The 18,466-nt window shown below is 57.2% G+C and carries 17 protein-coding genes; 3 read left to right on the top strand and 14 right to left on the bottom strand.

The genetic code is table 11. The annotated features are described in order from the left end of the window. Positions 1 to 15: 15 nt before the first annotated feature. Complete coding sequence (locus ACMYSO_RS13065; protein ID WP_434665125.1) at positions 16 to 1,977, bottom strand: glycoside hydrolase family 127 protein; 1,962 nt, start codon at positions 1,975 to 1,977, stop codon at positions 16 to 18. Positions 1,978 to 1,987: 10 nt separating this feature from the next. Then, positions 1,988 to 3,388 carry an MFS transporter gene (locus ACMYSO_RS13060; RefSeq protein WP_434665123.1) on the bottom strand — a complete coding sequence of 467 codons (1,401 nt, stop codon included), beginning with the start codon at positions 3,386 to 3,388 and terminating at the stop codon, positions 1,988 to 1,990. Positions 3,389 to 3,640: 252 nt separating this feature from the next. On the opposite strand from ACMYSO_RS13060, the gene ACMYSO_RS13055 reads away from it, so the two are divergent. Beyond that, positions 3,641 to 4,456, top strand: coding sequence for a helix-turn-helix domain-containing protein (locus tag ACMYSO_RS13055; protein ID WP_434665121.1), 816 nt, complete (start codon positions 3,641 to 3,643; stop codon positions 4,454 to 4,456). A 42-nt stretch (positions 4,457 to 4,498) separates the two neighbouring features. Here ACMYSO_RS13055 and araD read toward each other — a convergent pair whose 3' ends face one another. From araD to ACMYSO_RS12995, 12 genes are all read right to left on the bottom strand, one after another. After that, complete coding sequence (gene araD / locus ACMYSO_RS13050) at positions 4,499 to 5,197, bottom strand: L-ribulose-5-phosphate 4-epimerase (RefSeq protein WP_004868864.1); 699 nt, start codon at positions 5,195 to 5,197, stop codon at positions 4,499 to 4,501. Beyond that, positions 5,191 to 6,051 carry an L-ribulose-5-phosphate 3-epimerase gene (locus ACMYSO_RS13045; protein WP_174509555.1) on the bottom strand — a complete coding sequence of 287 codons (861 nt, stop codon included), beginning with the start codon at positions 6,049 to 6,051 and terminating at the stop codon, positions 5,191 to 5,193. Before ACMYSO_RS13045 ends, araD begins: the two co-directional genes overlap by 7 nt. Next, on the bottom strand, positions 6,044 to 6,706 hold the full coding sequence (ulaD, locus tag ACMYSO_RS13040; RefSeq protein WP_434665118.1) for a 3-keto-L-gulonate-6-phosphate decarboxylase UlaD: 663 nt from the start codon (positions 6,704 to 6,706) through the stop codon (positions 6,044 to 6,046). Before ulaD ends, ACMYSO_RS13045 begins: the two co-directional genes overlap by 8 nt. Then, positions 6,703 to 8,208: an FGGY-family carbohydrate kinase gene (locus ACMYSO_RS13035; protein ID WP_434665116.1), complete on the bottom strand. Its 1,506-nt coding sequence runs from the start codon at positions 8,206 to 8,208 to the stop codon at positions 6,703 to 6,705. The genes ulaD and ACMYSO_RS13035 overlap by 4 nt, the downstream gene beginning before the upstream one ends. Before the next feature lie 47 nt (positions 8,209 to 8,255). Then, complete coding sequence (locus ACMYSO_RS13030; protein WP_044350496.1) at positions 8,256 to 9,575, bottom strand: MFS transporter; 1,320 nt, start codon at positions 9,573 to 9,575, stop codon at positions 8,256 to 8,258. A 53-nt stretch (positions 9,576 to 9,628) separates the two neighbouring features. Continuing rightward, on the bottom strand, positions 9,629 to 10,564 hold the full coding sequence (locus tag ACMYSO_RS13025; RefSeq protein WP_434665114.1) for a DUF4862 family protein: 936 nt from the start codon (positions 10,562 to 10,564) through the stop codon (positions 9,629 to 9,631). Between the two features lie 45 nt (positions 10,565 to 10,609). After that, a complete protein-coding gene (locus ACMYSO_RS13020) occupies positions 10,610 to 11,077 on the bottom strand; it encodes a YhcH/YjgK/YiaL family protein (protein WP_004868849.1) in 468 nt (155 codons plus the stop codon). Between the two features lie 11 nt (positions 11,078 to 11,088). Continuing rightward, the gene (gene yiaK, locus ACMYSO_RS13015; protein WP_434665112.1) at positions 11,089 to 12,087 is read right to left on the bottom strand and encodes a 3-dehydro-L-gulonate 2-dehydrogenase; all 999 of its coding nucleotides are present in this window, start codon (positions 12,085 to 12,087) and stop codon (positions 11,089 to 11,091) included. 112 nt (positions 12,088 to 12,199) lie between these two features. Further along, positions 12,200 to 13,063, bottom strand: a complete 864-nt coding sequence (locus tag ACMYSO_RS13010; protein ID WP_434665111.1) for an SMP-30/gluconolactonase/LRE family protein — start codon at positions 13,061 to 13,063, stop codon at positions 12,200 to 12,202. A gap of 1 nt (position 13,064) precedes the next feature. Beyond that, complete coding sequence (locus ACMYSO_RS13005; protein WP_434670801.1) at positions 13,065 to 14,132, bottom strand: ABC transporter substrate-binding protein; 1,068 nt, start codon at positions 14,130 to 14,132, stop codon at positions 13,065 to 13,067. Between the two features lie 63 nt (positions 14,133 to 14,195). Then, positions 14,196 to 15,266 carry an ABC transporter permease gene (locus tag ACMYSO_RS13000; protein WP_434665109.1) on the bottom strand — a complete coding sequence of 357 codons (1,071 nt, stop codon included), beginning with the start codon at positions 15,264 to 15,266 and terminating at the stop codon, positions 14,196 to 14,198. Positions 15,267 to 15,279: 13 nt separating this feature from the next. Then, on the bottom strand, positions 15,280 to 16,800 hold the full coding sequence (locus tag ACMYSO_RS12995; protein WP_434665108.1) for a sugar ABC transporter ATP-binding protein: 1,521 nt from the start codon (positions 16,798 to 16,800) through the stop codon (positions 15,280 to 15,282). Between the two features lie 223 nt (positions 16,801 to 17,023). Between ACMYSO_RS12995 and yiaJ the strand changes: the two genes are divergently transcribed. Beyond that, a complete protein-coding gene (gene yiaJ, locus ACMYSO_RS12990) occupies positions 17,024 to 17,842 on the top strand; it encodes an IclR family transcriptional regulator YiaJ (RefSeq protein WP_123757157.1) in 819 nt (272 codons plus the stop codon). A 118-nt stretch (positions 17,843 to 17,960) separates the two neighbouring features. Continuing rightward, complete coding sequence (locus ACMYSO_RS12985; RefSeq protein ID WP_434665105.1) at positions 17,961 to 18,449, top strand: 4Fe-4S dicluster domain-containing protein; 489 nt, start codon at positions 17,961 to 17,963, stop codon at positions 18,447 to 18,449. Positions 18,450 to 18,466 lie beyond the last annotated feature (17 nt).

The raw sequence follows: 18,466 nt of genomic DNA, 5'->3' as shown, positions 1-18,466 counted from the left end.
CGGGGGATTCACGGGCTATTGGTCCGCTTCTTTCACCCAAATGCGCATCTCGCCTTCGCCGCGGTTGGCCCAGCTAAACCACGGAATAAAGGTCAGGGTCTGCGGCTGGCGGGTTGTCGGCGCACGGTCATAATGCCATAGCGCCTGCTGGCCGGCGTCTTCCGCTGTCTGCTTATAACCTGGCGCCTGCAGGATCACCTTGTGGGCAAAAATCCCTTTGCCTTCAAAGGCGCTGAACCCGGCGTCGCGCGGCAGCTGCAGGTTATGCAATTGCTCGCCGTTATCCGCCTGCTCCAGGCAGTACACCAGCGGGCCGCGCTGGACGGCAACCTGGCCGGCCTGATGACGCACCAGCGGATTACCGTATAGGCGGCGCACCGGCATCGGCAGCGTTAACAGAAGCGTATCGCCTTCCTGCCAGCGATGGCTAATATGCAGATACCCCTTGCGCACATCCTGCGCCACTGGCTTGCCGTTGAGCGTCACCTGCGGGTTATCGCACCAGTCCGGCAGGCGCAGCGCCAGGGTGTGGTTGACCGGCGTCGGCGAGTCTATCGCTATTTTCACCTGCTCCTGCCACGGATAGTTGCCGCTGATACGCAAGCGCAGGGTTTCATCACCCACCGGGATCTCCGCGCTGTTACCCACATACAGGTTGATGTACAGCGCATCCTGATGCGGCGTGTAGATATAGTGCCCCAGCGAGGTCAGTACGCGGGCTATGTTTGGCGGGCAGCAGGCGCAGCCAAACCAGCGTTGACGCACGGGCTTCACGTGGTCATAGATATGGTTGAATTTTAACGATGTCGGGTGCACTTCCAGCGGGTTAACGTAAAAGAAGTGTTTACCATCCAGCGCCATCCCGCCCAGCACGGTGTTATACAGTGCACGCTCCATCACATCGGCATACTGGCTGTCGGCTTCCATCTCCAGCATCCGGCGGGCAAACATCATCAGCCCGATAGAGGCGCAGCTCTCCGCGTAAACCGTGTCGTTTGGCAGGTCATAGTCGCTGCTGAAGGCTTCGCCGCTGCTCTGTGAACCAATGCCGCCGGTAATATACAGCTGGCGCTGAGCCATATTGTTCCACAGGCGCAGGCAGTCCTGGCGTTTGCCCTCGTCCTGGCTTAAACGGGCGAGATGGGCGACGCCGGTCATCAGGTAGACAAAACGCACCGCATGGCCGATGGCCACAGGCTGTTCGGAAATCGGCTGGTGCGCCTGGCTGTAGGGCTTATCCATCACCATCCAGGCCGGACCGTAGGTATTCCAGTAGGAGGTTTTGCCACGCTTTTCATATTCGATATCGTAAAAGTGCGGCTGCGTGCCGCGTTCTTCAACGAAATAGTTCACCAGCGCCAGATAGCGCGGCTCTTGGGTTATATCGTACAGACGCATTAACGCCAGCTCGATCTCCGGGTGGCCGGGGTAGCCGTGCAGCTGGTTGTCGCCGGGGCCGAACACGCTGTCGATATGATCGGCGAGACGGCAGACGACCTCCAGCAGGCGGCGTTTGCCGGTAGCCTGGAAGAAGGCTACGCCCGCTTCAATCATGTGGCCCGCGCAGTAAAGCTCATGGCATTCCGCAAGGTTAGTCCAGCGTTCTGCCGGGGCTTTGACCGTGAAATAGGTATTCAGGTAGCCATCTTCGCACTGGGCGGCCGCCACCAGTTCAATCACCTCGTCGGCGGTCTTTTCCAGTTCGGCGTCCGGCTTCTGGCATAGCGACCAGGCAACGGCTTCCAGCCATTTCGCCACGTCGCTGTCCTGAAAGACCATGCCGTAAAATTCTCCTTCCTGCTGCCCCGCAGCAATCCGAAAGTTTTCGATTGCATGGCTCGGATCCGCCTCGGCAATGCGGTCGTTCAGCGCATCCCATTGATACGGGATCACCACATCGCGCACCAGCTGCTGGTACTGACCGAGGAACGGGTCGTTGATTTTCAGTTTGTGCAGATCGACTTCCATAACAGACATGACGGACTCCTTAAGACTGAACGTGACGCGTGCGCAGATCGCTGGCAATGCGCGCCATCATAGGATTATTAAGCTTGCAGGCGCGAATGGTGAAGGCCAGCAGCAGGTGGAACAGGGCCGGCAACAGGGTCTCCATGGAGGAGATACCGGCCAGCGATGATGCCGTTTGGTTTTCCGCGCCCGGCTGATAGGCCACATAGATAAACACCAGGCTGATAATGCCGGCGCTGGAGGCCCATGCCAGCTTGATGAAGAACAGGTTAAAGGCGAAGTTCATACCGGAAGAGCGCACGCCGGTTTTCCATTCACCGTAGTCGTCGGAGAAGGCCATCAGCGAGAAGTGCAGCGGCAGGGTGAAGCCGAGAATGATGCCGTTACCGAGGATCACCACCAGCCATAAGGTCTGGTAGGCCGGGCCGGTCGGTAAAAACCACATCGCGAAGGCAATCGCGGCTAACACCAGGTTGGTGTAGTAGTAGAGTTTGACGGTATCGAAGCGGCGCGACAGCAGGTTGATAATCACCGAGCCGCCAATCGAGGCGAAGGTCACCATGGTGAAGAACAGTGAGGTATAGCCGGTAGAGCCACCCAACACGTAGGTGATGAAGTACATGTAGCCGCCGCCGCGGATATTAAAGACGTTGATCAGCAGGAACGACATCACCAGCATCAGCAGCAGCTGGTCATTCTGGCGCAGCCCGGCGATATGTTCGCGCAGGGTGAATTTGCCCATCATGTCCAGCGAGACGCGTTCGCGAACCCAGAAGAAGCAGCACAGGAACATCACCACCGCGATGGCGCAGAGTACGCCGACGCCATACTGATAGCCCTGCGCGGTGTTGCCCTGGCCGAGTGCCTTCACCAGCCACGGCAGCCCAACGGATACCAGGAATCCTGCCACGCCGCACAAGACAAAACGCCACGCCTGGCACGAGATCACTTCGCTGTGGCGCGTGGTCATGGTGTTAATCAGCGCGCAGTAGGGCACGTTAATCGCGGTATAGCTCACCGACAGCAGCAGATACGTGCCGAAAGCCCAGGCGATTTTTACGCCCATACCGGCATCCGGCACGGTAAAGGTCAGTACACCGATAATGCCGATGGGCAGCGCTATCCATAGCTGCCACGGGCGAAAGCGTCCCCAGCGGCTTTGGGTGCGGTCGGCCAGCACGCCCATGATCGGGTCGGAGATGGCGTCAAACACGCGCAGCGCCAGGAATAGCGTCCCGACCAGCGCCGGCGTCAGTCCAAAGACGTCGGTATAGAAGAAGGTTAAAAAGTTCATGATCAGGCAGGTAATGACTGTCCCGCCCGCATCGCCCAGGCCGTAACCGATTTTTTCACGGAGCGTGAGGGAATCGTCCTGAGTGCGTTGTGCTAAATCACTTGTGGTAATCGGAGCCGAAGTCATAAATAACTCCCGGAGATGATGTGCGGAATAATATCCCGCTGAAGTGCGGGATTTTATTTGTCATTTGCAAAGTACGTTATTTATTCTGCACTAAATACCTGGGCTAACAAGGGAAGGGAAAAGTATAAAAAGGTGACGATTCCGACTTCATGATAAAAGTGTGATTGCGATCCTGAATCATGCGGTTTTATCGTGAATAATCAAAGGTAAAGCGAATATTTGGTGATGCAAATAGCGGGAATTTTCATATCTATGCTTGAATTATCCATGTCTTTACCGATTAGAGTCCAAAATGGCGGGTTATTTATTTCTCGCGGTATTGGTAGCCATCCGGCACGACAGCTTCGCTCCTGGGAAATTATCTTCGTTGAAAAAGGGACATTAACGATTCGCGAAGATAACGAGGTATTTAGCGTGAATGCCGGGGAAAGTTTGCTGCTGTGGCCGCAGCGTTTGCATGTTGGGGTAGGGCAATTTCCGGCGGATTTGAAATTCTACTGGCTACATTTCGAAGTGGTAGCAGACGAGGCCGCCTCGCTGCCCGAAGCGCTGCTGGCGGTGCCCCAGCACACGCGGGTGAGCGAGCCGCAATATATTATCTCCCTGTTCAGGCAATTCTTACACGAACAGGAAAATATTCATCGTAGCGTCGCGCTGGAGCTGATCCTGCTGCTGATTTTGCAGCAGATTGCGGCGGCGGCCAGAGAGCAGCCCGCCGATAGCCCCGGTACCGCGCTGGCGTGGAAAGCGCAGCAAATTATCCTGACCCGGTTTCATCTGCCCATTTCCGCCTCCACGCTGGCGAAGGAATTGCACTGTAACGCGGACTATCTTGGACGCGTCTATCGCCATGCTTTCCGGCTGACGCTAACCGAAGCGCTGCATCGCCAACGGGTGAGGGCGGCGGAAAAGCTGCTGATCAGCGATTCGCTGTCGTTGACCGACGTGGCGTTGAAATGCGGGTTTAACGATGTCGGCTATTTCCGCAAAATTTTCCGCAAGCACACCGGTCTGACCCCGGCGGCATGGAAACGTCGCTACTGTAAGGAGCACGTAAATTCGGCGTAGGAACGGCCTCCTCCGGGCGGAGGAGGCGCGGTGGTAGGGTGGTCAGTTTTGCCCGTAGTAGGCATTGGCGCCGTGTTTACGCAGATAGTGTTTATCGAGCAGTTCAGACTGCATATCCGGCAGTTGCGGGGCCAGCTGGCGCGAGAACAGCCCCATGTAAGCACACTCCTCCAGCACTACCGCGTTATGCACCGCATCGGCGGCATCTTTGCCCCAGGCAAACGGACCGTGTGAATGGACGAGGACCGCCGGAATTTGCGCCGGATCCAGCCCGCGCTCTTCAAAGGTTTTAATGATCACTTCGCCGGTCTGATATTCGTATTCGCCGTTAATTTCGTCCACGGTCATCAGACGGGTACAGGGAATGGCGCCGTAGAAATAGTCGGCATGAGTGGTGCCCCATGCCGGCAGGTCAATGCCCGCCTGCGACCAGATCGTCGCGTGGCGGGAATGGGTGTGCACGATCCCGCCGATCTGCGGATAGCGGCGATAGAGCGCCAGATGGGTCGGGGTATCGGAAGACGGCTTTTTGCTGCCTTCAACAACTTTACCGCTGGCTAACTCCACCACTACCATATCGTCGGCGGTCATTACCGTATATTCGACACCGGAGGGTTTGATGACCATCAGCGTGCGCGTGTCATCGACCGCGCTGACGTTGCCCCAGGTAAACGTCACCAGCTGGTGGGCCGGCAGCGCCAGGTTGGCGGCCAGGACCTCGGCTTTGAGTTGTTCTAACATGTAAATCCTCCTTCCTGCATCCGCGATTCAATCCAGCGACGTGCCTGGATAATTTCCAGCACCGGTTCGCTGGCTTTCTCCGTCCACATTTCAATCAGAAACGATCCGCGATAGTTCAGCTCGTGCAGGGTTTTGAAAATGCCGACAAAATCGACACAGCCTTCGCCAAACGGCACGTCACGAAACTGGCCTGGACTGTGCGCGGTGACCGGCTGAGTGTCTTTCAGATGGATGGCGGCGATGCGGTCGATACCCAGTTTGAGCTCGGCGGCCACATCGTTACCCCAGGCGCTGAGGTTGCCGACGTCCGGATAAACGGTGAACCACGGAGAAGAGAGCATCTCATCCCACGCTTTCCACTTGCTGATAGAGTTCATAAAGGCGGTATCCATGATCTCCACCGCCAGCATCACCTGCGCTGCCGCGGCCTGTTCCACCGCCCACGCCAGCCCTTCGGCAAAGCGCTGACGGGTGCCTTCATCGTGTTCTTCGTAGTAGACGTCATAGCCCGCCAGCTGAATGGTGCGGATACCCAGATCGCGCGCCAGACGGATGGCTTTGGTCATGATCTCCCGCGCCCGCTGGCGGGTGGACTCATCGCGGCTGCCAAAAGGAAAGCGGCGATGTGCGGAGAGGCACATCGACGGAATGGCCACTCCAGTCTCCAGCATGGCGGTCACCAGCGAGGCGCGCTGAGCGGGGCTCCAGTCGAGGCGCGACAGGCGTTCGTCGGTCTCATCCACCGACATTTCAACAAAATCAAACCCGCAGCTTTTTGCCAGCACCAGCCGTTCCGGCCAGCTGAGATCTTTGGCCAGCGCTTTCTCATAGATACCTAACGGATGATTACGCATGCTGTTCTCCCCAGATGGCGTCAATCTGTGCGTGGAATTCGCCGGCAACCTGTGCCGGGTGGGCGGCGCCTGATAATGCGCGTCCGGCAATAAACGCTTTAACGTTAATATCACGGAACAGCGCCAGGTCAGCGGGGGTGATCCCGCCGGTAATCGACAGTTCGAGGCCAATATCCGACAGCGCCTTCATGCGCGTCAGATCGGCGTCACCCCACTGCTGCCCGCTGGCCTGGGCGTCGCGTCCGCGGTGGTAGATCGCCTGACGAACCCCGGTGCGATACCAGCCACGGGCATCCTCCAGCGTCCAGTTGCCGAACAGCTCCATCTGAATTTCTCCGCCGCAGGCCTGCGCCACGGCGTGGCCTTTCTCTACCGTGGCGAGCGGGGCGGCGCAGATGATAGTCATCCAGTTGGCGCCGGCGTTAAACGCCTGCTGTGCGAGGGTTTCGCCGGCATCCGCCACCTTCCAGTCGGCGACGATAATTTTGTCCGGACACTGGGCGCGCAGCGCGGTCACCGCGCGCAGCCCTTCGGCAAGGCACAGGATCGTGCCGGCTTCGACGATATCGACGTGGTCCTGTAACAGGGCGACATCGTGCTGTGCCGCCTGAAGATGGGTATGGTCGAGCGCCAGTTGCAGTAATGGACGGCTCATAGTGCGTGCTCCTTAATGCGGGCGTGGTAGCCCTGTAGTGCCTGAATCAAATGTTGGTATTGCTGGTATTTGTGCTGGTAGCGCGCGTGCGCGGCCATGTCGGGCTGCAGCGTGCGAACCGGATGTTGTAGATCGTGCTGGGCGTCGTGGAAGGTGCGGTAGACGCCGGTCCCGACGCGGGCGGCAAGCGCCGCGCCGAAACAACCTGTCTCCTCGACCTGCGGCAGTTCGATGCGCAGACCGCTGACGTCGGCCAGCATCTGCATCCAGACGTCGGAGTGCGCCGGGCCGCCGGTGACGCGCAGGGCGTGAACACCGGTAAAGCGTTCACGCATGCGGTTCAGGTGGGTCATATGGCTGAAGACCACCCCTTCGTAGACCGCCTGCAGCAGATGGGCGCGGGTGTGCAGCGCCTGCAGGCCGTAAAACCCGCAGGTCATCTCCAGCCCGGCGTTGCTGCCATAGAGAAACGGCAGGAAAAAGAGCTGGCCGTCGGCTTTCGGCAGCCCGGCGACGGCCTGGTTGATCTCATCGAAAGAGAGATCGCCCCATTGGGCCGTGAACCATTCAAGATTGCCGGAAGAGGTTGGGCTGGCTTCGTGAACGATGTACTGCCCGTCGTTGACGTAGCGACCGTAAACGTAAGGATGAGCCTCGCGATCGCGCAGGCCGTGGGTGATCCCGCTGGTCACCGCCCAGGTCCCCATTACCGCATTGAGGGTAAACTCATCTTCGATACCCGCGCAGAGTGCGGTGGAAACCACATCAAACAGACCGCCGACGACGGGAGTTCCCGCCGCCAGACCGGTGATAGCGGCTGCCTGAGCGGTGATTTCCCCGCATATTTCTGCTGAACCGACGATGGGCGGTAAGGCGTTATCGATTTCACTGATGCCCAGCCAGCGGGTCAGCTGTGGGTCGTACTGGCCGGTTTCCATATTGTAGAGGTTGGACTCGGAGATGTTGCTCTCTTCGCAGCCTTTAACGCCGGTTAAGCACCAGCGCAGGTAATCGTGGCCCATCATAACGCTGCCGATTTGCGCATAACGCTGAGGCTCATGCTCTTTTACCCAGCGCAGCAGCGAGGCCGGATGCCCGGTCCACAGCGTCTGGCGGGTGACCGGATACAGCTGCTCAGGGATGCCGTCCTGCTGCCAGCGTTGGACAATGTCCAGCGCCCGGCGATCGGAAGAGAGCATGGCATTGCCCAGCGGCCGATCCTGTTTATCCAGGAGAAACAACCCCTTGCCCTGCGCCGAAATACCGATCCCGGCAATCTGTTCGCCCACGACGCCGGTGTGTTGCAGTAGCCCGGCAATGGTCGCCGCGCACTGTTGCCAGAGCTGGTGCATGTCGCGTTCGGCATAGCCTGGCAGGGGTGACGCCGTCTGCAGCGATTGCCGATGAATGCCATGCTCATGACCTTTGGCGTCATATAAACCGGCTTTCAGATAGGTACCACCGCAGTCGATACCGAGCCAGAAGGTCTTTTTCTCACTCATCTTTGTATTCTCTTTGTTGCCGGGAGGCGCAGACCCCCCGGCAGGGTTTACGCCGCGTGTTTACGTGGGCTCATCGTCTTTACCGGGGCTGCGCCGGTATCGCATTTTGACGGCAGCAGAAGGGCCATCAGCGCAGCCAGCGCCAGGGAGATCGCCAGGCAGTAAACGCCGGCGTCTTTGCTGTAGAGGGTGATCAGTACGCCCACCGCGTAGGGACCGCAGAAGCCACCGAGGTTGCCGAGGGCGTTGATGACGCCACGGGCGCCGCCGGCCATTTCAGCGCTGAACAGACGGGCCGGAATGGTCCAGAACACCCCCGCCGCGGACTGCAGGAAGAACCCGCAGCCCACCAGCGCGGCATAGGCCAGCCAGACGTTGTTCTTCAACGCCACCGACAGGAACATGCACAGGGCAAAGCCAACCAGCGGCAGGCAGACGAACAGTTTGCGTTTTCCGGTACGGTCAGAGAGGGAAGAGAACAGGAACATCCCGGCAATTGCCCCGACGTATGGCAGGATAGCGAGCATCCCAACCTGCCCCATGCTGCTGTGCGTCAGCTCTTTGAGAATGGTGGGGAGCCACAGGGTGTAGCCGTAAATACCGGTCTGATAGAAGAAGTTCAGGGCGATCAGTTGCCACATGGTTCTGTCGGCCAGAACGGCGCTGAGGGACGCATTTTTGACGGTGGTTCCGGCGATGGCGCGTTGCTCGGCGGCGAGGGTGTCGACGAGGTAGCGCTTTTCGGCTTCAGAAATCCACCGGGCTTCCTGCGGACGGTCGTAGACGGTATAGGCCCACAACGCCAACACCACCACCGAGAGCAAGCCTTCAATAATGAACAGCCAGCGCCAGTCGAGGATGGTAATGATCCACCCGGAGAGCGGGGCGGTGATAATGCCGGCAATCGGGACAAACATAATCACAATCGCGTTGGCACGGCCCCGTTCAGCATCCGGGAACCAGTTGCTGATCATCGTCAGCACCACGGGCAGCATGCCCCCTTCGGCGACGCCCAGTAAGAAGCGCAGGACCAGCAGCTGATACTGGTTGGTGATTAAACCGGTCAGGACCGAAATCACCGCCCAGGCAACCAGCGACCAGCCGATAAACTTCTTGCCGCTGCCGTGGACCGCGATTTTTCCGCCCGGCACCTGTAAAAACAGATAGCCGATAAAGAAAATCCCGCCCGCCAGCCCCGCCATGGTGGCAGAAATACCGAGTTCAGCATCCATCCCGCCGGGCATGGCGAAAGCAATGTTGACCCGGTCCATATAGGAAATAATACACGCGATAAGAATAGGGGGAATAATTCTTAACCAGCGTTGGCGCGGAATATCCGCGGTTGTAGCGTAAGAGGAAGTGTTCATATTAATCTCGTGTTTAAAGTAACTGACGTTGCGATTAAATTGACGCTTTATATTTATTGTTGGGCTATGTTTAACGCGTTAATGCCATCGCGTAATATGGCTATGCGATGATTCGCATCAGCATTCTCATCAATTTCCAGTAACTTAATACCGGCAAACTGTAATTTTGCTGAATCAGCCACATTAAATAATTCTTTGGCGTGCGCCGCCGTTAACAGGCTGTGCGGGCAGAACGGGGCGAATGGTGTGTGCAGGTCAGTCCATTCGCCATACGGCCCTTCAGTAGCGGTGCCAGAGAACATCAGCGCCCCCAGTTTTCCTGCGGCATGTACCGCCTGAGCGTGCGTCAACGGCAGGGCGGCGTTACGCCCTTCAATCGCCGACCGCGCCCAATTGATACAGATATCAATGCGGTAACCTGCCAGGACCTCCAGCACGTTTTCCAGCGGCAAAAAGCCTTTGCGTGGCGCCGGCTGGTTCATGGCATCACAATGTTCCAGTACGAGTGAGCATGACCAGTCCCAGGCCGCAATCTCTTTGATTGAGCGGGCGAAAGCATCGGTTGCCTGCTCTACGTTCGCATTGCCTGCAAGCGGCGCTGCCTGCAGTTCCAGGGAGATGACCTTGCCGGCAAAACGTTTGTTTAGCGCATTGATTTTGTTGTGTAAATGACGATGGAATTCGACGCATGCCAGGCGCTGTTCTTCATCGCTGGAGGCCAGACCGAAAGCCGTGTTGCCGCCACCACGGCGACGCATGGTTTCCGGGATGGCAGTCACCACCATCTGCCACTCCTGCGGCGTATGCTGGAGCAACCACTCATCGCCATAGGGGTGAAAGTTCTCATGGCATGGCTGCTCGAGCCCACGGATGTGGGGCGTGTCCGCGAGTAAGCGCCAGAATTCCGTCTCTTCTTGTTCGCTCTTTTGGTGAAATGAGGGCGCACAAGGGTATGCGCCGATGATATAACCGGCGTCATTTCTTTCCATTTTTCACTCCTTTTATTTATCGCCGTGCGACAAATAAATTACGGATTAATCTAAAGCGGAAATAGCAACTTTAACCACTATTTTCCTGATTGCCGTTGCCCGGTGTTTATTACAGGCTGGGCGGTGAACATCCTGTGGGAAAAATATGGCATAGTTCCCCGGCCTCATTTCTATTAACGATTCATTTTCGCTGTGGTGATAGAAAATAATATCCCGCTGCTCAAGTAATTCTTCACTGACAACATTATTGCCGGTATCGATAGCGACACCGATTTGCTCTTCACCGGAATATAAAAACTGGATATCCAGGTAGCGGCGGTGTACTTCCGGGCGCAGCTCATCATGCGGGCGGGTGGTCAGGTCGAGGATCTGCGCGAAGATCGTGCGCCCCTCGATTTCGACCACCCCGGTCTCCAGCTTGCTGAAGTCCGTGGTGCGCAAAAAATCCAGTGCTTTTTCAATCGCCGCCGGATACCGGCAGGCATTGGGTTGAGAAATATGCCCATAAATCATGATGATATTCCTTACAGCGCTTTGATTTTTGCCCACACGCTGTCATCAACGGTGATGCCGTTGCGGCGGTTCTCTTCTAGTAGACGGGAAAACTCATGGCCGGGCAGACGGACCGGCACGTTTTCGTCGGCACGTTCGGCGCTGGTGATGTAATCCATGATGCGTTGTAGCTTGGCGTCGCGGGTGGCTCCGTCGATCAGCTTGTCCACTTCGATAGCGATAAAGACTTGCGAGATGTTGAATTCGTCACTGTTGTCTTCAGTTACTGCAGCAACGGAAGCGCCATCGGAGAGCAGGGTGGCGATCATGTCCAGCACAATGGAGAGGCCTGAACCTTTCCAGTAGCCCATCGGCAGAATGCGGCGGTTTTTCTCGATGGGTGCCGGGTCTTTGGTCAGGTTGCCTTCGTCATCGAAGCCGCCGTCAACCGGCAGCTGGCGGCCCGCCAGACGGTTCACTTCCAGCATGCCGTAGGAGAACATCGACATCGACATGTCCACCATGGTGATCGGCGTCGACGGAATGGCGACGATCAGTGGGTTGGTCCCGATGCGGCACTCTTTGGCGCCCCACGGCGGCATCACGGCAATGGAGTTGGTCCAGCAGATACCGATGTAGCCTTTTTCCGCCGCCTGCCAGCCGTAGCTACCGCCACGCATCCAGTGGTTGGCGTTTCGTACCGCAACCAGACCAATACCGTGGTCAGAAGCCAGTTCAATAGCCCGATCCATCATTTTTTTCGCCGTCAGGTTACCGATTGAACGCTGGGCATCCCACTGCTCAATTGCCCCTAATGAAGCGGTACGTTTTGGCTGGGCCTCCGGGATGATATCGCCGTTTTCCAGTTGCTGAATAAAGCGCGGGAAGCGGTTTACCCCGTGGGAATAGACCCCTGACTCGGTGGTGCGAGCGAACATTTCAGCACAGGCATCGGCGGTTTCAGTCGCCACGCCGCGTGCCAGCAGGACACGGGTAAACTCATTTTTAAGGTCAGAAAAACTCAATAACATACGTTTTCTCCATTACATCTTATGTTTCACATAGTGGAATGCGATTCCACTAAATAGTGTCCGGTTGCAAAAACACGCCGGCAGGACCGGTGCGTGTCGGTGTGATTCTGGTTTATCCCTGAAGGCGGGATGGGGTGAAGGTCACCCGGTACAGCGATGTCGTTGCCGTAATAAAAAGCACATTCCCGTCGGGGCCACCAAAGGTGCAGTTAGAGACGCGCTCGGGGACCGCAATGGTGTCCAGTAATTCGCCTGCGGCGGAGAAAATCAAAATCCCCGTTTCACAGCTGCAGTAAATATTCCCGTCCTGGTCGACGCAGAATCCGTCCGGAATACCCGGTTTGACCTGGGTTACAACGTGGGAAAATAGCGCGTTATCGCCTTCAAGACGGTAAGCACGAATTTCCCGGCGACCCTGGCTCGGAAAATCAATAACCGACATATCTGCCACGTATAGCCATTTATCATCTGGCGAAAAGGCCAGCCCGTTGGGGCGCTGGGTATCGCTGATGGCAATAGCGACCTGGTGACGCGCTTCATCAAAGCGATAGACGTAGCAGCCAATGACCTGACTTGCGGCGCGATAGCCCTCTTCGTCACCGACGATGCCGTAGGGCGGATCGGTAAACCAAATCGACCCGTCCTGGCGCACCGCGATATCGTTGGGGGAGTTAAAACGCAGCCCATCGACTTTATCCACCAGCAGGGTGTGATTGCCTGCGGCGTCGGTACGGCTGATCCCGCGCCGACCGTGCTCGCAGGTCAACAAACGCCCTTGCAAGTCCCGCGCGTTGCCGTTGGCAAAGTGGGATTCGGCACGAAACACGCTGACGCCATTTTGCGCATCCCAACGGAACATTCTGTTGCCTTTCACATCGCTGAAAATCAGGCACTGCTGATCTGCCAGCCACACCGGGCCTTCCGCCCAGATCGCCGGTGAGCACAGGCGTTCAATACTTCCCGTGACGGCTAACATTTCACTTCACGCCCCAGATGGCTTTGTAGCGATCGCGATAATGGTTGTTCGGGTCGAATTCGTTGTTCTGGCCGCCGTCGGCAGCGATGTTCTCTTTGGTTACCAGATGTGCCGGGGTGATATAACCAGACGGCGCTTTGCCCGCGAAGGCGCGGTTAAATTCATCCAGCAGCTGCCAGCCGTGCAGTTTCAATGGTTCTGGTACGGTTGCGATCTGCGCTTTGCCTTCACGTACGCGCTGGTAGGCGGTGACGGAACCGTCGCCAGCGGAGATGTTGTACGGTGGTTTATCTCCGCTGCCTTTGCCCGCGGTTTGCAGGGCTGGGGCCATAAAGTCGAAGTACAGGTCGTTAATCGCCAGTGAGTATTCAAATTTATCGCCATATTTTTGGATCAGGCTGTAGGTCATGCCCGGCATGCGGTTGGAGGTATCGGCCAGCGGGGTATCGATAAACTCCACCACCTGGCAACCGCTGCACTGCTCAATCACCTTCTTCATCGCGTTGGCTTTATCCAGCGCGATTTGGTACAGCGAGTCGGTGAAAATCAGCACCCTGGCGGTACCGTTGGATTTTGCCACCGCATACAGCGCCGCCATGCGTGAGACTTCATTCGAGTCGGAGGTCACGTTGTAGAAAATGTTGTAAGCCGGAACCGGGCCAGGCGCGGGAACCGCGTGCCATGCGGTCAGCACGATTCCCTCTTTCACGGCTTTTTTCAGCGGAATTTTGGCAACGTTCGGGTTCCAGCCGCCAATGACGATACCGTCCGGTTTACGGGCGATCGCCTGGTTCAGCGCCGCCAGTTGATCTTTCACCGAACCTGCGCCATCCAGCACATCCAGCTGCCAGCCCGCGGCTTTCACCGCTTCCTCCAGACCCTCTTTAACGCCCAGTACACCGCCGTTTTTCATGTCCGAGGCGATGAAAATGATCTTCTTATTCGGCTGCAGCGCCGGACCTTGGGTTGGGCCGTCCCATGTGGTGACTGGCGCGGTCGCTTTGGCAATCGCCGTTTTCGCTTGTTGAACAAAGGCATCGTCGGCGAGGCTGAAACCACTTGCCATCATCAACCCGGCAGCCAGACAGTATTGAACTATTTTTTTATTCATTTTCAGTTCCTTACGTGAGAGTCATTGGGTAACGGAGGAGCCTGATGCTGGCGATTGTGCCCGCTGCACCAGTTTTTTATTTAATGCCCGGCGGCGTTGGGCGTAGCCTGCGAGGGTAATCGACAGCAGCAGCGTCGCGCCGTTAAACAGCGGTTCGACCCAAAACGCGCCGCCGAACTGCTGGATACCCGCAATACCAATCGCCAGCACCGCAATACCTACCACCGTGCCCCAGACGTTCACCCGGCCGGGACGAATGGTGGTGCTGCCAAGGAAGGCGCCCACCAGAGCCGGGAGCAGATAATCCATCCCGACGCTGGCCTGGCCCACGCCCTGCTCGGCGGCGATGATCACCCCGGTAAAGCCGGTTAAGGTGCTGGAAGTCATAAATGCCCCGATGATGTAACGATTAACGGAAATGCCGTTGAGCGCTGCGGCGACGGGGTTGCCGCCCACCGCATACATGCAGCGACCAATCGGGGTATGTTCGGTGATGATCCACAACACCACGGCGGCAAAAAGGACGTAGAAGGCCACCACCGGAATGCCGAACAGGTCGGAGTGATGCAGGGCGATAAAGGCGTCCGGTAAGTCCCCGACGATCTGCCGACCGCCAGAGTGCCAGAGCGCGATGGCGTACAGCACCGTACCGGAACCCAGGGTCGCAACAAAGCTGTCGATATCCGCCAGCGCCACCAGAATCCCGTTCAGCAAACCGTAGAGCGCAGAGAGCACCAGCACGATCGCCACAGCGACGGGCCAGGAGAAACCATATTCAACCTGCAACGTAATGGCGAGGATGTGCCAGAGCACGATGCCGAAGCCGACGTTCAGGTCGATTTTGCCAACAATCATCGGGATGGTTGCTGCCAGCGCCAGCAGGGCAATTTTCGATTTGCTATCGAGAATTGCCTGCAGCGTCAACAGGGAAGCAAACGAAGGCGTTGTCAGCGAAAAAACGATAACCAGCAGCACGCAGATCGCGGGTAAACCGTAACGCGTGGTCAATTGTCCAAGCCAGGTAGCCGCACCGTGTTCATGAAGTGATACGCGCGATTCCAGGGCCGTCGATTTCATTGATGTTTTAGCCATAACGCACTCCGACTTAATGTATGGTGCCGCTGCCCGATGCCAGCTCAAGCAATCTGGCAAAGGTGACATCCTGGTTGAGAAGTTCGCCGACGATCTGCCCGCGGTTAAACACCAATGCCCGGTTACAGATGTGCGCTACCTCTTCCAGGTCGTTGGAGATGACCAGAATGGCAACGCCGTTTTGCAGCGCCTGATTGAGTAAATCGTAAATTTCTGCGCGTGCGCCTACGTCAACGCCAGCAGAAGGATCTTCCAGGATGAGCAACGGTGCATTGAGCGAGAGCCAGCGTGCCATGACTACTTTTTGCTGGTTGCCGCCCGACAGCGCACTGATTTCAATATTTATCTGCGCAGGACGCACGTCGAACTGGCGGATTTTCTCCCAGCTCAGCGGCGCTTCGCTTTTTTCGTTATAGCGGGAAAACAGTGCATGGCCGTGTTTACACGGGTTCATAAACAGGTTTTCACGCACCATCATGCCCGGAATCAGGCTTTCATGAAGACGGTCGCCGGCAACAAAAGAGATGCCTGCGGACATCGCTTCCCCTGGTGTTGTCGCCGTAAACGGCACGCCACTTAAGGTGATTTGTCCACTCTCCTGCGGCCTGCAGGCAAACAGTAAACGTCCAATCTCTTCCTGACCGGCGCCACGCAGACCGGCGAGTGCTACCATCTCACCGGCACGCAGCTCGAAGGAGACCGGCCCGGTATCGCCCACTTTGACGTTGTCCATTTTCAACAGCACCGGCGCGCTGGCATCGGGTAAGGCCTGACGCCGATCGCCGCCGAGGCTTTCACCCACAATCAGTTCGACCAGACCACGCAGGCTATAGCGGCCGATATCGCCGCCTCCGGCGTAGCAGCCGTCGCGCATCGCACAAACGGTATCCGCCATCTCCATCACCTCATCCAGGCGGTGGGTGATGTAAATCATGCCGACCTGCTTCTCGCGCAGGATGTTCATCACGCGGAACAGGTGGCGGACATCGTCAGCAGGCAGTGAAGCAGTCGGTTCATCGAGCACCAGCACCGAGGCATCAACGGCCACCGCGCGGGCAATCGCCAGCAGGGATTTTTCGGTGCGGGAAAGGTCAAACACGCGGTCATCCGGGTCGAGCTGAATGCCGATATCTTCCAGCGCTTTTTGCGCCTGGCGTTTGGTGGCCGCCCAGTCAATCAGGCCAAAGCGACGGGGGAAACCCATCACCAGCGCCATGTTTTCGGCGACGGTCATCCACTCTACCAGGCCTAAATCCTGATGAATAAAGGCGATGGGTTGTTCGTTACCCTGACGTAACGCGGCGGCGGAATCCACCGGCTGCCCGCGAAACAGGATCTCTCCGCCATCACGGGAATAAACGCCCGCCAGCACCTTAATCAGCGTCGATTTACCGGCACCGTTTTCTCCCAGCAGCGCTACAACCTGGCCCGGATAAATATCCAGGCTGACGTTATTGACCGCCACGTTTCCACCAAAGCGCTTGATAATGTGGCGCATGGATAACAACGGAGACAACACTGCTGCTTCTGCCATTTAAGGTGACCTCCCGCCGTGTGGGAAAGAACGTTTTACATGCTATAAATTTCACTATGCGAAATCTGATTTCAAATATATCGATCATGATTTGACAAAGCAATCGGTGAGGTTGTTTTTGAAATTCAATAAAATCAGATAATTACAAAATTTCTGTTCAGATCGTGAAGTGAAACACACTTTGCGCTACCATCAGAGCGGGTCGAAAAGGGGAGCTGACGCGATGGACACAAAAGAGAGAGAAATGACGCAAGATAAAGAAAGGCCTGCGGGAAGCCAGAGCCTGTTCCGCGGGTTGATGCTGATTGAAATCCTCAGTAACTATCCGAACGGTTGCCCGCTGGCGCACCTTTCGGAGCTGGCGGGCTTGAACAAAAGCACCGTCCATCGCCTGCTGCAGGGGCTTCAGTCCTGCGGCTATGTGACGCCCGCACCCGCGGCCGGTAGCTATCGACTGACCACCAAGTTCATTGCGGTGGGGCAAAAAGCGCTCTCCTCGCTGAATATCATCCACGTTGCTGCGCCGCACCTCGAGACGTTGAACCTGGTTACCGGCGAAACGGTGAACTTCTCCAGCCGGGAAGATGATCACGCCATTCTGATTTACAAGCTGGAACCCACCACCGGGATGCTGCGCACGCGGGCCTATATCGGCCAGCATATGCCGCTGTACTGCTCGGCGATGGGCAAGATCTACATGGCTTTTGGTCACCCTGACTATGTCGAGAGCTACTGGGAAACTCACCAGGATATTATTCAGCCGCTGACCCGAAATACCATCACCGGGCTGCCCGCAATGCATGATGAACTGGCGCAGATCCGCGAGCGCAATATGGCGATGGACCGGGAAGAGAACGAACTGGGCGTCTCCTGCCTGGCGGTGCCGGTGTTCGATATCCATCGCCGGGTGCCTTATGCGATCTCTATCTCCCTGTCGACCTCGCGCCTGAAGCAGGTGGGCGAAAAGAACTTGCTGAAACCGCTGCGCGATACCGCAGAGGCGATTTCACGTGAGCTGGGTTTTGCCGTACGGGAAAACTAAGGCAGATGACCAAATTCCGCTGACGTAACGAAAAAAAGACCGCTGACTCCATTCAGGATCAAGGCGCGCAGGAGGATATTTCTGGCACGCTGCCGTTTTATCCCCAATGGAGCAGTGGATGAACCGTTTTATCATCGCGGATGCCCAGAAGTGTATTGGCTGCCGTACCTGTGAAGTGGCCTGCGTGGTCTCCCATCAGCACGACCAAAGTTGTTCGACGGTTTCTGCGACTCAGTTTGCGCCACGCATTCGCGTGGTGAAAAGCGATGCGCTGTCTACGGCCACCCTGTGCCGGCAATGTGAAGACGCTCCCTGTGCTAATGTCTGTCCGGTTGAAGCTATCCAGCGCGACCGTGGGGTCTGGCGCGTCGACCAGCGGCGCTGTATCGGCTGTAAAAGCTGTATGGTGGCCTGCCCGTACGGGGCGATGAGCGTGATGATGACCGGGGAAGGGGTGCAGGCGTTGAAATGCGATTTATGCAGCCACACCGACGAAGGCCCGGCCTGCGTGGCGGCCTGTCCGACCCAGGCGCTGCAATGCATGGAACCGATCGAGCTGGAAAGACTTAGCGCTGAGCGTCGCCAGCGCATGGCGCTGGCGATGTAGCGATGATGCTTGCGGCG

It is taken from the genome of Klebsiella sp. B345 (assembly GCF_051131735.1).
Lineage (GTDB): Bacteria > Pseudomonadota > Gammaproteobacteria > Enterobacterales > Enterobacteriaceae > Klebsiella.
Note: the sequence above shows the minus strand (reverse complement) of the source record. Positions and strands in the feature narration are given on the sequence as shown.

Coding starts and splice junctions, on each gene's coding strand:
- yiaK (WP_434665112.1), bottom strand. CDS start 12,087: ATGTTATTGAGTTTTTCTGACCTTAAAAATGAGTTTACCCGTGTCCTG.
- ACMYSO_RS13030 (WP_044350496.1), bottom strand. CDS start 9,575: ATGAACACTTCCTCTTACGCTACAACCGCGGATATTCCGCGCCAACGC.
- ACMYSO_RS13045 (WP_174509555.1), bottom strand. CDS start 6,051: ATGCGTAATCATCCGTTAGGTATCTATGAGAAAGCGCTGGCCAAAGAT.
- ulaD (WP_434665118.1), bottom strand. CDS start 6,706: ATGAGCCGTCCATTACTGCAACTGGCGCTCGACCATACCCATCTTCAG.
- ACMYSO_RS13035 (WP_434665116.1), bottom strand. CDS start 8,208: ATGAGTGAGAAAAAGACCTTCTGGCTCGGTATCGACTGCGGTGGTACC.
- ACMYSO_RS13060 (WP_434665123.1), bottom strand. CDS start 3,388: ATGACTTCGGCTCCGATTACCACAAGTGATTTAGCACAACGCACTCAG.
- ACMYSO_RS13010 (WP_434665111.1), bottom strand. CDS start 13,063: ATGTTAGCCGTCACGGGAAGTATTGAACGCCTGTGCTCACCGGCGATC.
- ACMYSO_RS13005 (WP_434670801.1), bottom strand. CDS start 14,132: ATGATGGCAAGTGGTTTCAGCCTCGCCGACGATGCCTTTGTTCAACAA.
- ACMYSO_RS13065 (WP_434665125.1), bottom strand. CDS start 1,977: ATGTCTGTTATGGAAGTCGATCTGCACAAACTGAAAATCAACGACCCG.
- araD (WP_004868864.1), bottom strand. CDS start 5,197: ATGTTAGAACAACTCAAAGCCGAGGTCCTGGCCGCCAACCTGGCGCTG.
- ACMYSO_RS13025 (WP_434665114.1), bottom strand. CDS start 10,564: ATGGAAAGAAATGACGCCGGTTATATCATCGGCGCATACCCTTGTGCG.
- ACMYSO_RS13055 (WP_434665121.1), top strand. CDS start 3,641: ATGCTTGAATTATCCATGTCTTTACCGATTAGAGTCCAAAATGGCGGG.
- ACMYSO_RS13020 (WP_004868849.1), bottom strand. CDS start 11,077: ATGATTTATGGGCATATTTCTCAACCCAATGCCTGCCGGTATCCGGCG.
- ACMYSO_RS13000 (WP_434665109.1), bottom strand. CDS start 15,266: ATGGCTAAAACATCAATGAAATCGACGGCCCTGGAATCGCGCGTATCA.
- ACMYSO_RS12985 (WP_434665105.1), top strand. CDS start 17,961: ATGAACCGTTTTATCATCGCGGATGCCCAGAAGTGTATTGGCTGCCGT.
- yiaJ (WP_123757157.1), top strand. CDS start 17,024: ATGGACACAAAAGAGAGAGAAATGACGCAAGATAAAGAAAGGCCTGCG.
- ACMYSO_RS12995 (WP_434665108.1), bottom strand. CDS start 16,800: ATGGCAGAAGCAGCAGTGTTGTCTCCGTTGTTATCCATGCGCCACATT.